Here is a 13,207-nt window from a genome sequence, read left to right as displayed (position 1 = left end):
GCTGTGCAGGAATCCGGCCGCGCCTGTGTTTGTGCTGTGAAGGCTGTTACTGCTGAGCAGGGACGCAGGAAAGCCCGGCCCCATGAAGGGACCGGGCTTTCCTGTAGCCGGTTTTACGCCGGCTGTTGCACGGGTGCTACTTGGTGATCGGGCCGAGTACGGGGTCGTCCGTGTAGGCCGTCTTCACGTTGGCGGAGGTCACGATGACCGGCTCCAGCAGGTAGGCGGGTACAACCTTGTTGCCGTTGTTGTAGGACTTGTCGTCGTTGACCTCAGGCTTCTTGCCGGCCTGCAGGTCCTTGACCATGGTGATTGCGTGCTCAACGAGCTTGCGGGTGTCCTTGTTGATGGTGGAGTACTGCTCGCCGGCGAGGATGGACTTGACCGACTCAACCTCGGAGTCCTGGCCGGTGACCACCGGGATCGGCTTGCCTGCGGCCTTGACGGAGGTCAGGATCGCGCGGGCCAGGGTGTCGTTGGGGGACAGGACGCCGTCAACGTTGGCGCTGCTGTAGCTGCCGCTGAGCAGGGTGTCCATGCGGCGCTGGGCGTTCTCAGCCTTCCAGCCCTGGGTTACGGCCTGCTCGAAGCTGGCCTGACCGGAGACAACCTTGAGGGTGCCGTCGTCGATCTTGGGCTTCAGGATGCTCATGGCGCCGTCGAAGAACACCTTGGCGTTGGCATCGTCCGGTGAACCCGCGAACAGTTCGATGTTGTAGGGGCCGGACGGCTTCTTGGCCTTGAGGCCGTCCAGCAGGGCCTGGCCCTGGAGAACGCCGACCTTGAAGTTGTCATACGCCACGTAGTAGTCCACGTTGGCGGTGTTCAGCAGGAGGCGGTCGTAGGCGATGATGGTGGCGCCTGCGTCCTTTGCCTGCTTGAGCTGGGTACCCAGCTGGGAGCCGTCGATGGCACCCACGATGATGACCTTGGCACCCTTGGTGACCATGGCGCTGATCTGGTTCTGCTGCTCGGAAACGCCGCCGTTGGCGAACTGGACGTCAGCCTTGAACCCTGCGCCGTTCAGGCCGTCGTTGAACAGCTTCTCGGCCAGGACCCAGTTCTCACTGGTCTTCTGCGGAAGCGCGACGCCGATGGAGGAGTTCTGGTCGAATCCTGCGGCACCGCTGCTGGAACCACCGGAGGGTTCCGAGCGTCCACAGCCCGTCAGCGCCAGTGCTGCGATGGCAGCAACCGCTGCGGCCTTCCCTGCTTTACCAAACATTCGCATTGTTGGTTCTCTTTCTTTGTGTGATGGAACAGTATTCAGGCTGCAAACTTCAGGCTTCCCTGGCGATCGCTTCCTTGGTGGAGGTTGTTTCGTCAGGCTGGATGGGGCCGCTGGGGCCGGCGGTGTTGCGGTTCATGTTCCGGGTCAACATGCCGAGGATGGACCGCTTGCCCTGCGACTTGTTGTAGACGTCGAAGGCGACGGCGATCAGGAGGACCAGGCCCTTGATGATCTGGGTGAGGTCGGCGCCGACGCCCAGGAGCTGCAGGCCGTTGTTGAGCACGGCCATGACCAGGCCACCGATGATGGAGCCGACCACGGTGCCCACGCCGCCTGTCACTGCCGCGCCGCCGATGAAGACAGCGGCGATGGCGTCCAGTTCCCAGCCGACGCCGTCAAAGGGGCCGGACGCGGTGGAGCGGCCCACGAAGATCATGCCGGCCAGTCCGGCCAGGATGGACATGTTCATCATGACCAGGAAGTTGACCTTCTTGGACTGGACGCCGGACAGTTCGGCTGCGTGGCGGTTGCCACCGACAGCGTAGACGTGGCGGCCAACGACGGTGCGCGAGGAGATGAAGCCGTAGATCAGGACCAGGACGGCCAGGATCAGGCCGGGGATGGGGAAGGACGTGCCGGGCCGGCCCGTGGCGAACAGGTACGTGGCGTAAAGGATGGCGGCGCAGATCAGCACCAGCTTCACCACGGTCACCCACATTTCGGGGACGCCGGCGCCCAGCGCCTTGGCCCGTGCCCGGGCGCGGAGTTCGCCTACGACGACGAAGACCGCAACGGCGATGCCCATCAGGAGTGTCAGGTTGTTGAACCCGGTGTCCGGTCCTACCTCAGGAAGGTAGCCGGAGCCGAGGTACTGGAAGTCTTCCGGGACGGGAATGGTGTTGGACTTGCCTACGAACTGGTTGAAGCCGCGGAACAGGAGCATGCCGGCCAGGGTGACGATGAAGGCCGGAATGCCCACATACGCGGTCCACAGGCCTTGCCAGGCTCCGATCAGGGCTCCGAGCAGCAGGCCCAGGAGCACACCCGCATACCAGGGGATTCCCCAGTCGCGGATGGCCAGGGCGACGCTGACCCCGACAAACGCCGCGACCGAACCCACGGAGAGATCGATGTGGCCGGCGATAATCACCAGGACCATGCCGATCGCCAGGATCAGGATGTAGGAGTTGCCGTTGAAGAGGTTGATGACGTTGCCGGGAGTGAGGGTGCGGCCGTCGGTGAAGATCTGGAAGAAAATGATCAGCGCAACCAGCGCGAAGATCATGCCGAATTGGCGGGTGTTGCCGCCAAACAGCTTTTTGAGGGCGTTCATGGTGTCAGTCCTTGTGTCCGGAAGGTTCTGGGGATTGCCAGAAGGTCAGGCGGCTTTTCGGGTAGCGGAGGTCATCAGTTTCATCAGGCTTTCCTGGCTGGCCTCGTCTTTGGTCAGGACACCGGTGATGGCGCCTTCGAAGATGGTGTAGATGCGGTCGGACAGGCCCAGGAAGTCGGGTAGCTCCGAGGAGATAACGATGACGCCCTTGCCCTGGTTGGCGAGCTGCTGGATGATGCCGTAGATCTCATACTTGGCGCCGACGTCGATGCCGCGCGTCGGCTCGTCGAGGATCAGCAGGTCGGGGTCCGTGAACATCCACTTGGCGAGGACCACCTTCTGCTGGTTGCCGCCGGAGAGCTTGGCGACGCCTTCTTCGACGGAGGGCGTCTTGGTCCGCAGCGACTTGCGGTACTGCTCCGCAACCGTGAATTCCTGGTTGGCGTCCACCACGAAGTTGTGGCTGATCTTGCGCAGGTTGGCCGCAACGGTGGTTGTCTTGATGTCATCCAGGAGGTTCAGGCCCAGCGATTTGCGGTCCTCGGTGACGTAGCCCAGTCCGGCGTCGATCGCCTGCCGGACGTTTTTGAGGACCACTTCCTTGCCATCCTTGTAGATGTGGCCGTCGATGAAGCGGCCGTAGGACCGGCCGAAGACCGAGCGGGCCAGTTCCGTGCGCCCGGCACCCATGAGTCCGGCGAAGCCGACGATTTCGCCTCGGCGGACGAAGAAGTTCGAGCCCTTGCAGACCAGGCGGTCCTGGATGGCCGGGTGGCCAACAGTCCAGTCCTTGACCTCGAAGAACACCTCGCCGATCTTGGGTGTGTGGTCCGGGAATCGGGATTCCAGTGTCCGGCCCACCATGCCTTTGATGATCCGGTCCTCGTCCACGCCGTCCTTCTTGACGTCCAGCGTCTCGATTGACTTGCCGTCGCGGATGATGGTGATCGAATCGGCCACCTGCTCGATCTCGTTGAGCTTGTGCGAAATGATGATCGAGGTGATGCCCTTTGCCTTCAGGCCCAGCATCAAATCCAGCAGATGCTGGGAGTCGGATTCATTAAGGGCTGCAGTGGGCTCGTCCAGGATCAGGATCTTCACGGACTTGTTCAACGCCTTGGCGATTTCCACCAGTTGCTGCTTGCCGACGCCGATTTCCTTGATGGGGGTGTCCGGGTCATCCCGGAGGCCCACCCGCGCCAGCAGGTCCAGGGACCGCAGCCGGGCCTCGGCCCAGTCGATGACGCCCCGCTTGGTGGGTTCGTTGCCCAGGAAGATGTTCTCCATGATGGACAGCTCGGGGATCAGCGCCAGTTCCTGGTGGATGATGACGATTCCGGCGTGCTCGCTGGCCCTGATGTCCTTGAACTGCTGGACCTGGCCCTGGTACACGATGTCGCCGTCGTAGCTGCCGTAGGGGTAGACGCCCGAGAGAACCTTCATGAGGGTGGACTTGCCGGCGCCGTTTTCGCCGCAGATGGCGTGGATTTCGCCGGCCCTGACCCGGAGGCTCACGTTCGACAAGGCTTTAACGCCGGGGAATTCCTTGGTGATGGACCGCATCTCAAGGATGATCGGATCCGTATGCGTGGTCTGGGACGTCATGAGCCCTAACCCTCCAATGCAATGACTTCTTTGTCCGGCCGGCAAAGCGCAGGGCCGTCTGAACCAAAAGTAAACTGGATCACAGCTGTTGTCGTCAAGTCTTAACGCAATTGCCGGATAACGAAATGGTCTACGAGCGTCGGATACCTGCGTGCTGGAACACCAAAGCGGCCGCCCCCAGGGCCTCGGCGCGGTCGCCCAGCGAGGACATGGCCAAGGTGGTTGTTTCGCCGATCACCGGCACGGCATGCCGTATCAGCCCCCTGCGGATAGGGTCCAGCAGGATGTCGCCCAGGCCTGCCAGCGGCCCGCCCACCACGATGACTTCGGGGTTGATCAGGTTGGCCACGTTGCCCAAGGCACGCCCTACTGCCAGGCCTGCGTCGTCCACGACGCGCAGGGTTGCCGAGTCCCGGTTCAAGGCTTTCCTGACGATGTCGGCGGGCGTCAACGGCCGGTCCTCGCCGCGGCTCAGGAGCTCGATCATGGTGGTGGTGGACGCGATGGTTTCCAGGCATCCGCGGTTCCCGCACCGGCACACCAGCCCTTGCTCGTGGATGGTGGCATGGCCGATTTCGCCGGTGATTCCCACATTGCCGTAGTACGGTGCGCCGTTGAGGATCAGGCCGGCACCGATGCCGGATCCGATCTTCAGGAACAGCAGGTTGCTGACCCCCGAATGCTGCCCCCAGGTGACTTCTGACCACGCGCCCAGATTCGCGTCGTTGTCCACAAACACGGGGATTCTCAAGGTTTCCTCAAGATGCTGGAGGATGTTGATGCCCACCCATTCGGGAAGGATTGCCCCTTGCGCGACGGTACCGGTCCGCCGGTCGATCGGGCCAGGAATTCCGACGCCGGCGCCCACCATGTAGCTCCGTTCCACGCCGCTTTCCCGGAGCAGTTTCTCCAGCAGCTCCACCGCCGCCTGGATGCCGTCGTCCGCCTGGTGGCCCAGCGGAAGCATCACGGACTCTTCGGCAATGACGTGGTAGCTGAGGGAGGCCAGGACCACCCGCAGGTGCCGGCGGCCAAAATCGATGCCAACCGCAACGGCACCGTTGCTGTTGAGCCGTACGTTCAATGCCCGGCGGCCGGAACTGGTAATCGGTTCGGTGGAGGCCAGGCCGGAGTCGAGCATGATCTTGACGATGTTCGAGACGGTGGCAGTGGAGAGCCCTGTCTGCCGGGCGAGCTCCGCCTGCGTGGATGGACCCCCCATAAGGGCCTCAATGATCCGCTGCTGGTTCAGCTGCCGCAGGGCTGACTGCGAGCCGGGATTCTTGGGCTTGCTCCTCGTTGAGCGCGTGGTTGCGGACATGCTAAGAAGATTGCCCTATCGTTCCTCTTGTAGTCAAGAAGTTAACGCATAACGACGGGCGGGTGTCCAGTGAACGCGCCCGATCGCTGCCGCGAGCCGCCCGTGGGCATTCCGTCCCGCAGCGGGGATGGACGGGTCCAAACGACCCGTCGCCTTCCACGCGGCGCTGGCTAGGCTGGAGGAGTGAACAGTCCGGCCCGTCCAGTCACCACGGGCAGGCATACAGAAGGTGGTAATGATGCTGCTGTCCGTCCTGCAGGCAAACGCCGCGGTCCTGGACGTTGAGGCGAATCTCCGGACCATTGATGAGGCTGCCAGCCGGGCCGCCCGCGCCGGCGCCGGCCTGCTGCTGACGCCGGAGCTGTTCCCGGTGGGCTACGCCCCGCTGCGGCTGCGCAGCGAACTGGACCCGGCAGCCCTTCCCGCACTCCGCGAAAGCCTCGCCGGGATTGCCCGCCGCCACGGGATTGGCCTCGTCTACAGCCTCCCGGCCGAAGCTGCCGAAGCCGCCGAAGCTGCCGAGGCCGCCGGTGCCGCCGACGAAGGGGGCGACGGCTCCGGGGACATGGACCGTGCGGGCGGCGCCGGCTGGCACATTTCCGCGTCCCTGGTGGACGCCTCCGGCGCGGAACTTCTTAGGTACGCCAAGGTGCATCTCTTCGGCGACGAGGAACGCACGGCGTTCGTCCCGGCCGGGGAGCCGCCCGCCGTCGTCGACTTCCTCGGCATCCGCACCTCACTGCTGATCTGCTACGACATCGAATTCCCCGAAGCCGCGAGGGCCGCAGCCGCGCGCGGCGCGGAACTGCTGCTGGTGCCCACCGCCTTGTCCGCGGGCTACGGGGCGGTGCCCCAGGTCCTTGTCCGCGCCCGCGCGCTGGAAAGCCAGCTCAACGTGGCCTACGCCAACCACTGTGGCGCCGAGGATTCCTACACGTTCGGCGGGGGAAGCGTGGTGGCGGGGCCGGATGGCGGCCTGCTGGCCGCGGCGGGCAACGCTCCGGAACTGCTGTTCGCCACGGTGGGCACGGAGGCCGTCCGCGCCGCCAGGGACGACGTGCCGTACCTGAGGGAGCGCCGGCCGGAGCTGTACCGCGAGTGGGAGGCCCGGCTTGCGCCAGGCCCGGCCCGGCCCGCGGGTCACCTGGCCTAGCTGCTGCCCGCCGTCGGGCCCGTCAACGTGTCCGCGTACTGCAGTGCAATCCACAGCTCTGCCCGCACCTGCACCTGGTTCAAGTCCATCCCGAGGAGGTCTCCAAGGACCCCTACCTGGCGCCGCACGCTGTTCCGGTGAAGTCCCAGCAGCTTGGCGGAGCCGTCCCAGCTGCCGTTCTCGGTCAGCCAGCCGCGCAGCACCGCCAGCAGCGGATCGCGCCGGTCCGCTTCCAGGGACAGCACCGGATGTAGGAGCCGTTCCGCCAGCATGGTCCCTGCTTCGCGGCCCAGCAGCCCGGCCACCGACCATTGAACCTCGTCGGCGCGCACGCTTTGCCCGCTCCTCTGCACGCGGCTCCGCAGGGAACTCGCATCCTGGTACGCGGCGGCAAGGCCGGTGAGTTCCGTGGGTTCGCCAACCACCAGGCGCCAACCGAGCTTTTCGACCTCGGCGAGCAGGGAGTCGTCCACCTTCAACCGGGTCACTGCAGCGAATCCGTAATCGGTGATTTCCACCAGCTTGGTATCAAACAGGCGCCGCCACTGCAGGAGCTCCGCACCGGGCTGTCCCCGGCGGGCCACTCCGGTGCGTCCATCTTGATGCCCTGCACCACCCGCATGGCCGCGGACCGGGTGGAGGACAGGCTCTGCGCCATCAGGTCCCTGAGTGCGTTCAGGTGCCTGGCGCTCCCGCTGGTGAGGCTTTCGGGGTGCAGCAGGACAGCCGTAGCCAGCTGGCTGGGTGCCAGCGAACCGCTGGTTCGCTGCCGGACCAACAGTTCGAGGAGTCCGACGGCGGACTGGACCACGTTGTTCTGCGCCGGCGTCAACGGTGCGTCTGAACCCAGGACCAGTGCCCCCAGGTTCGCGTCCTTGGTGCTGCGCAGCGGATGGCCAACCACCAAGGCCGAGCCGGGCAGGTCAAACCCGTCCATCTCCACCCGGGGGCCGCTGCCGGAGAACAAGCGTTTGAGCATGGGTTCCAGCAGGGAAAGTTCGACGGCGGGGCTGCCGCCGCCACTGGTGCCGCGGGCCCGGACCCGGCCGTCCGCTCCCACCATCACTGCCCAGACGGGCACGCGCTGCACCAGTGCCGCCAGCAGTTCGTGTTCCGGCCTGGGTGAGAGGACTGCGCGCATCAGCTGCCGGTTGGTTTCCGCCAGTTGCCGGAAGACCCGCGCAGTGTCGGACTCCAGAAGCTGGGAGAATTGAAGGCCGATTGCCGCGAAGGGCAGGGATTCCGGTACTTCGAACAAGGTGAGGTTGTGGTGCCGGCACGCGTCGATGACCACGTCCGGGACGGCGTCGAAGTAGGGCCTGATTCCGAATCCCAGGGCCGCTACCTTGGCGTCCACCAACCGCCGGACATACGCGTCCACGCGGGCGGGCGCCCCGCCGTTGCCCAGGAAGGGAAGGCCCGCGGTCAGCAGGAACTCGCCCTCGGGCAGGTAGGGCGTTGGATCCTCCAGTTCGCTGGGCTCCACCCAGCGCAGCAGCCGTTCGCCGCTGCCGCCGTCGTGGAGCGTCTTCAACAGCGGCGGCAGTTGGTCGAGGAACTGCTGGAGCGTGACGAAGCTCAGCCGCCCGGCGGCTGCGGGCTCAGTGGGCATGGCGGACCGGGACGGCGGAGCGGCCCGCCCGGACTGCGGTTGGCCCGTGGTGGCGGTGTGCAGATAGTCTCATGGTTGGCAACTATAGGTCATATTGCACCGCCCTGAGAGTTGGCTCACATGCCAACCTTGGGGAGGGGAAACCGAAAACTACTCTGAAGGGACGTCAACGGTGACTGTGCCTGTGACCACCGAAAAACCCATTGCGCCGGGTGCCACCCGGCCCCGGCTGGCAGACCAGCTCCTGCGCCGCAAACCAATCGGCCAGATGGTCAGCGAAGCCGGAAGCGGCGAGGGCGGCACTGCGCTGGTCCGCAGCTTCGGCGTCCTCCACCTCACCATGATCAGTGTTGGCGCCACACTCGGGACCGGGATCCTGGTGATCCTTGGCGAGTCGGTGCCGCTGGCCGGGCCGGCCATCTGGATCTCGTTCGTCATTGCCGGCCTGGCCGCGCTCCTCTCCGCGGTGTCGTATGCCGAAATGGCCGGCCTGGTTCCGGTAGCGGGCTCCAGCTACTCCTACTCCTACGCCACCATGGGCGAGGGCATGGCGTGGATCTGCGGGTGGTGCCTTGTCCTTGAGTACGCCGTTTCCGTGGCCGCAGTAGCCGTAGGTGCCGGCCAGTACGTCAATGAAGCGCTGGCCGCGTTTGGGCAGGTCCTGCCGGATGCGATGTCCCAGCCTCCCGGCGACGGCGGACTGGTGAACATCCCGGCGATGGCCATCGTGGTCCTGGCCATGGTCCTGCTGGTCCGCGGTGCCCGGGAAAGCGCCTGGATCAACACAGCCGTGGTGATCATCAAGATCGGCATCCTGCTCTTCTTCTGCGCCGTTGCCTTTACCGCCTTCAATGCGGGCAACTTCGAACCGCTCCTGCCCATGGGCGCCGCCGGTGTTTCCGCAGCTGCCTCGCGGGTGTTCTTCTCCTACATCGGCTTCGACGCAGCCTCCACAGCCGGCGAAGAGGCCCGGAACCCCAAGCGCGACCTTCCCCGGGCCATCCTGCTTTCCATGGTGATCGTCACCAGCGTCTATGTCCTCGTGGCGGTTGCCGCCATCGGCGCCCGGCCCTGGGGCTGGTTCGACGGTACCGAGGCCGCCCTCGTCCAGATCCTGGAGGAGACCACCCACCAGCCATGGATTGCGCTGGTCTTCTCGATCGGCGCCGTCCTGGCCATCGCCAGCATCGTCCTCACCGTGCTGTACGGCCAGACGCGCATCCTGCTCTCGATGTCCCGGGACGGCCTGGTGCCAAGGGTCTTCGGTCGCGTCTCCGCCCGGACCGGCACCCCTGCCGCCGGAACGCTCATCGTGGGAACCGCCGTCGCCCTGACCGCAGGACTCGTGCCGCTCGGCGCGCTGGCGGACGCCACCAGCATCGGAACGCTGTTCGCCTTCGCGCTGGTCAACGTCGCCGTCATCTACCTGCGGCGCAACCGCCCGGACCTGGAGCGCAGCTTCCGGGTGCCCCTGTACCCGGTCACGCCCGTGCTGGGAACGCTCATGTGCGCCTACCTCATGGCGAACCTCGGCGCCGATACCTGGGTGGTCTTCGGCGCCTGGATGCTCGTGGGGATTGCCATTTACTTCGGCTACGGACGCCGAAACTCGAAGGTAGCGGCCCTGAGCGAGCTCGACTACCGTGAACTGACCGCCAAGGCCCCGCGCCAGGAACCTGTGAAAGCAGAACACTCATGACCACCGCCACCGAACTGCCGGCCTTTGATCCCTCCAGCACCTCCACCCGGCCGGACACAGCAACCGGGCAGGGCCCCGACGGCCGGGCGCCCATCACCATGCTGAACCCCGATTTCCCCTTCAGCTACGACCACTACCTGGCCCACCCGGACGGCATGGGCTCCGTCCCGCCGGAGCTCTACGGCACCGAAGTGGCCGTCATCGGAGCCGGGCTCTCCGGCCTGGTGACTGCCTATGAGCTGATGAAACTCGGCCTGCGCCCGGTGGTCTACGAGGCAGACCAGATCGGCGGCCGGCTCCGCACCGCCGCCTTCCCCGGCTTCCCGGCGTGGTGGCGGACCTCGGCGGCATGCGGTTCCCGGTCTCGGGCAAGGCCTTCTACCACTACGTTGACCTGCTGGGCCTGGAGACCAGTGAGTTCCCCAACCCACTGGCCGAGGCCACCTCCAGCACCGTGATCGAGCTGGCAGGCAAGAAGCACTATGCGGAAAAGCCGGGCGACCTTCCACCCTTCTTCCGCGAGGTCGCCGACGCCTGGAAGGCGGCCGTCAACGACGGCGCCAAGTTCACCGAAATGCAGGACGCCATCCGCTCCCGCGACACGGCCCGGATCAAGGAACTGTGGAACGAACTGCTCCCGCTGATGGATGAGCAGACCTTCTACGGATTCATTGCCGCGAGCGATTCGTTCAAGCAGGCAGGGTTCGCCCACCGGGAGGCTTTCGGCCAGGTGGGGTTCGGCACGGGCGGCTGGGATACTGACTTCCCCAACTCCATCCTGGAAATCCTCCGCGTGGTCTACACCGACGCGGACGACCAGCACCGGTTCATCCGCGGAGGAGCGCAACGGTTACCCGAGGCACTCTGGCAGCACGCGCCGTCGGACCTGGTCCACTGGCCCGCCGGCACCTCCCTTGCTTCGCTCCACTCCGGCTCGCCCCGCGGCGCTGTGGGGAAGATCAGCCGCGATCCGGACGGAAACCTGCGGATCCGTGAACGCTGGGGCCGCGAGGCCAGCTACCCGGCCGTAGTGAGCACCTGCCAGTCGTGGCTGCTGTCCACCCGCATCCACACCGAGGAAGCATTGTTCCCGGCTGAGCTGTGGACCGCCATGGAGCGCTCGCACTACATGCAGTCGTCCAAGACGTTCGTCATGGTGGACCGGCCGTTCTGGAAGGACACCGACCCGGACACCGGCCACGAAGTCCTGTCCATGACCCTGACGGACCGGCTGAACCGCGCCACGTACCTGCTGGACAACGGCCCGGACCAGCCCGCCGTGATCCTGTTGTCCTACACCTGGAACGACGACGCCCTGAAATGGCTTGCCCTGGACGCGGACGAACGTGTGGAGCTGATGCTCCACTCACTGGAACAGATCTACCCCGGCGTGGACATCGCCGGGCACATCGTGGGGCAGCCCATTACCGTGTCCTGGGAAGCGGACCCCAACTTCATGGGCGCCTTCAAAGCCAACCTGCCCGGGCACTACCGCTACCAGCAGCGGCTGTTCACGCATTTCAAGCAGGACGCGCTGCCCGAATCCCAGCGCGGCATCTTCCTGGCCGGCGACGACGTCTCTTTCACGGCCGGCTGGGCCGAAGGCGCCGTCACCACCGGCCTGAACGCCGTATGGGGCGTGGTCAACCACCTGGGGGGGTCATCCGCGCCGGGCAACCCCGGCCCGGGTGACCTGCTGGACGAACTGGGCCCAATAAGCCTGGACTAGCGCCCGGCTCGGCGCGTCGAAACCTACTGGTGGAGCTCGCGGTGTTGTGCTGCGAGCTCCACGTACCGGGCAGCATTGGCGCGCACGCCGTCGAACTCTTCCTCCGTGAGTTCGCGGCGCACCTTGGCGGGCACCCCGGCAACCAGGGACCGCGGCGGAACCACGGTTCCTTCCAGGACGACGGCGCCGGCCGCCACCAGCGAGCCGGCACCGATCACGGCGCCGTTGAGGACGGTCGCGCCCATCCCGATGAGGCAGTCGTCCTCCACCGTGCAGCCATGCACGACGGCGGCGTGCCCCACGCTGACCCGGTCGCCCACCGTGCAGGGGAAGCCGGGGTCGGCGTGCAGCACCACGTTGTCCTGCAGGTTGCTGCCGGTACCCACGGTGATGGCCGCGGTGTCGGCCCGCACCGAGACGCCGTAGAACGCGCTTGAGTCTGCGGCCAGTGTTGCCTTGCCGATAATCGACGCTGACGGGGCCACGAACGCTGAATCATGGACAGCCGGGGAATTGCCGGCGAAAGGGTATAGAGGAGCCATGGCTTCACCCTAAGCCACCCCTCCCGGCGGCGGCATCGGTGTCCATTGCGACTGGTTTGTTGCGGCTGCCGCCGCAGGGGGAGGGGGCTTAGTTGAAGACCACCGTCCGGTTGCCGTCCAGCAGCACCCGGTGCTCGGCATGCCACTGGACGGCCTGGACCAGGGTGCGCCCCTCCACGTCCCGGCCCATCTGGACGAACTGCTCCGCCGTGCGGGCGTGGTCAACGCGGATGACTTCCTGCTCGATGATCGGGCCCTCGTCCAAGGCGGCGGTGACATAGTGTGCCGTGGCACCGATGAGCTTCACGCCGCGTGCGTGGGCCTGATGATACGGCTTGGCTCCCTTGAAGGACGGCAGGAACGAGTGGTGGATGTTGATTGCCTGGCCGGTCAGCTCGTTGCAGAGGTCGTCCGAGAGGATCTGCATGTAGCGGGCCAGGACGGTCAGCTCGACGCCGTGTTCGGCAATAATGCCGCGCAGCTTGTCCTCTGCCTGCACCTTGGTGTCCTTGGTGACCGGGATGTAGTGGAACGGGATGCCATAGAACTCAGCGAGCCCGGCCAGATCCTGGTGGTTGGACACGATGGCGGGGATCTCGATGGGCAGGGTCCCGGAACGCTGCTGGAAGAGAAGGTCGTTGAGGCAGTGCGCGGCGGTGCTGGCAAGTACCAGGGTGCGCACCTTGTCGCCTACAGTGTTCAGGCTCCACTGCATGGAGAAGGCCTCCGCCACCGGTTCAAGGGCCGCACGCAGTTCTGACTTGGGTGCGGCTGTGGTGACCTCCACGCGCATGAAGAAGTTGCCCGTTGTGGGGCTGCCGTACTGCTGTGAGTCCGTGATGTTGCAGCCTGCCACCAACAGGGCTCCGGCCACGGCGTGGACGATTCCGGGACGGTCCGGGCAGGACAGGGTTACGACGTACGCTTGGTTCAGCAGCTGTTCATTCACGCGTAACAGCCTACCCGCGCCGCGGGCGCCGGT

General features: G+C 65.7%; 8 protein-coding genes and 2 pseudogenes. 3 read left to right on the top strand and 7 right to left on the bottom strand.

From position 1 onward, the window contains the following. Positions 1 to 136: 136 nt before the first annotated feature. The 4 genes from ACX5I6_RS19135 to ACX5I6_RS19120 all read right to left on the bottom strand — a co-directional run bounded on the left by ACX5I6_RS19135 (position 137) and on the right by ACX5I6_RS19120 (position 5,490). Entirely contained in the window at positions 137 to 1,231 is a 1,095-nt protein-coding gene (locus ACX5I6_RS19135; RefSeq protein WP_387457284.1) for a substrate-binding domain-containing protein, read from the bottom strand. 49 nt (positions 1,232 to 1,280) lie between these two features. Next, positions 1,281 to 2,564, bottom strand: coding sequence for a multiple monosaccharide ABC transporter permease (gene mmsB / locus ACX5I6_RS19130; RefSeq protein ID WP_461841497.1), 1,284 nt, complete (start codon positions 2,562 to 2,564; stop codon positions 1,281 to 1,283). Positions 2,565 to 2,609: 45 nt separating this feature from the next. Further along, positions 2,610 to 4,169, bottom strand: a complete 1,560-nt coding sequence (mmsA, locus tag ACX5I6_RS19125) for a multiple monosaccharide ABC transporter ATP-binding protein (protein WP_461841496.1) — start codon at positions 4,167 to 4,169, stop codon at positions 2,610 to 2,612. A 130-nt stretch (positions 4,170 to 4,299) separates the two neighbouring features. Continuing rightward, a complete protein-coding gene (locus ACX5I6_RS19120; RefSeq protein ID WP_285248329.1) occupies positions 4,300 to 5,490 on the bottom strand; it encodes an ROK family transcriptional regulator in 1,191 nt (396 codons plus the stop codon). A gap of 235 nt (positions 5,491 to 5,725) precedes the next feature. Between ACX5I6_RS19120 and ACX5I6_RS19115 the strand changes: the two genes are divergently transcribed. Beyond that, positions 5,726 to 6,643 carry a nitrilase-related carbon-nitrogen hydrolase gene (locus ACX5I6_RS19115; protein ID WP_461841495.1) on the top strand — a complete coding sequence of 306 codons (918 nt, stop codon included), beginning with the start codon at positions 5,726 to 5,728 and terminating at the stop codon, positions 6,641 to 6,643. Here the strand turns inward: ACX5I6_RS19115 and ACX5I6_RS19110 are convergent. Then, a pseudogene (locus tag ACX5I6_RS19110) lies at positions 6,640 to 8,255 on the bottom strand (PucR family transcriptional regulator). The gene ACX5I6_RS19115 and the pseudogene ACX5I6_RS19110 sit on opposite strands and share 4 nt — an antisense overlap. Before the next feature lie 172 nt (positions 8,256 to 8,427). On the opposite strand from ACX5I6_RS19110, the gene ACX5I6_RS19105 reads away from it, so the two are divergent. After that, on the top strand, positions 8,428 to 9,954 hold the full coding sequence (locus ACX5I6_RS19105; RefSeq protein ID WP_461841494.1) for an amino acid permease: 1,527 nt from the start codon (positions 8,428 to 8,430) through the stop codon (positions 9,952 to 9,954). Beyond that, a pseudogene (locus tag ACX5I6_RS19100) lies at positions 9,951 to 11,683 on the top strand (flavin monoamine oxidase family protein). The gene ACX5I6_RS19105 and the pseudogene ACX5I6_RS19100 overlap by 4 nt, the downstream one beginning before the upstream one ends. 23 nt (positions 11,684 to 11,706) lie before the next feature. On the opposite strand, the gene ACX5I6_RS19095 reads toward ACX5I6_RS19100, so the two are convergent. Both ACX5I6_RS19095 and purU read right to left on the bottom strand, forming a co-directional pair. Further along, positions 11,707 to 12,225 carry a gamma carbonic anhydrase family protein gene (locus ACX5I6_RS19095; protein WP_461841493.1) on the bottom strand — a complete coding sequence of 173 codons (519 nt, stop codon included), beginning with the start codon at positions 12,223 to 12,225 and terminating at the stop codon, positions 11,707 to 11,709. A gap of 88 nt (positions 12,226 to 12,313) precedes the next feature. Continuing rightward, entirely contained in the window at positions 12,314 to 13,174 is an 861-nt protein-coding gene (gene purU / locus ACX5I6_RS19090) for a formyltetrahydrofolate deformylase (protein ID WP_461841492.1), read from the bottom strand. Positions 13,175 to 13,207: the final 33 nt, after the last annotated feature.

The organism is Arthrobacter sp. MMS24-T111, from assembly GCF_054888995.1.
The sequence above is the reverse complement of the archived record's forward strand: the minus strand, read 5'-3'. Positions and strand labels throughout refer to the sequence as shown.

Coding starts and splice junctions, on each gene's coding strand:
- mmsA (WP_461841496.1), bottom strand. CDS start 4,169: ATGACGTCCCAGACCACGCATACGGATCCGATCATCCTTGAGATGCGG.
- mmsB (WP_461841497.1), bottom strand. CDS start 2,564: ATGAACGCCCTCAAAAAGCTGTTTGGCGGCAACACCCGCCAATTCGGC.
- ACX5I6_RS19095 (WP_461841493.1), bottom strand. CDS start 12,225: ATGGCTCCTCTATACCCTTTCGCCGGCAATTCCCCGGCTGTCCATGAT.
- ACX5I6_RS19115 (WP_461841495.1), top strand. CDS start 5,726: ATGATGCTGCTGTCCGTCCTGCAGGCAAACGCCGCGGTCCTGGACGTT.
- ACX5I6_RS19135 (WP_387457284.1), bottom strand. CDS start 1,231: ATGCGAATGTTTGGTAAAGCAGGGAAGGCCGCAGCGGTTGCTGCCATC.
- ACX5I6_RS19120 (WP_285248329.1), bottom strand. CDS start 5,490: ATGTCCGCAACCACGCGCTCAACGAGGAGCAAGCCCAAGAATCCCGGC.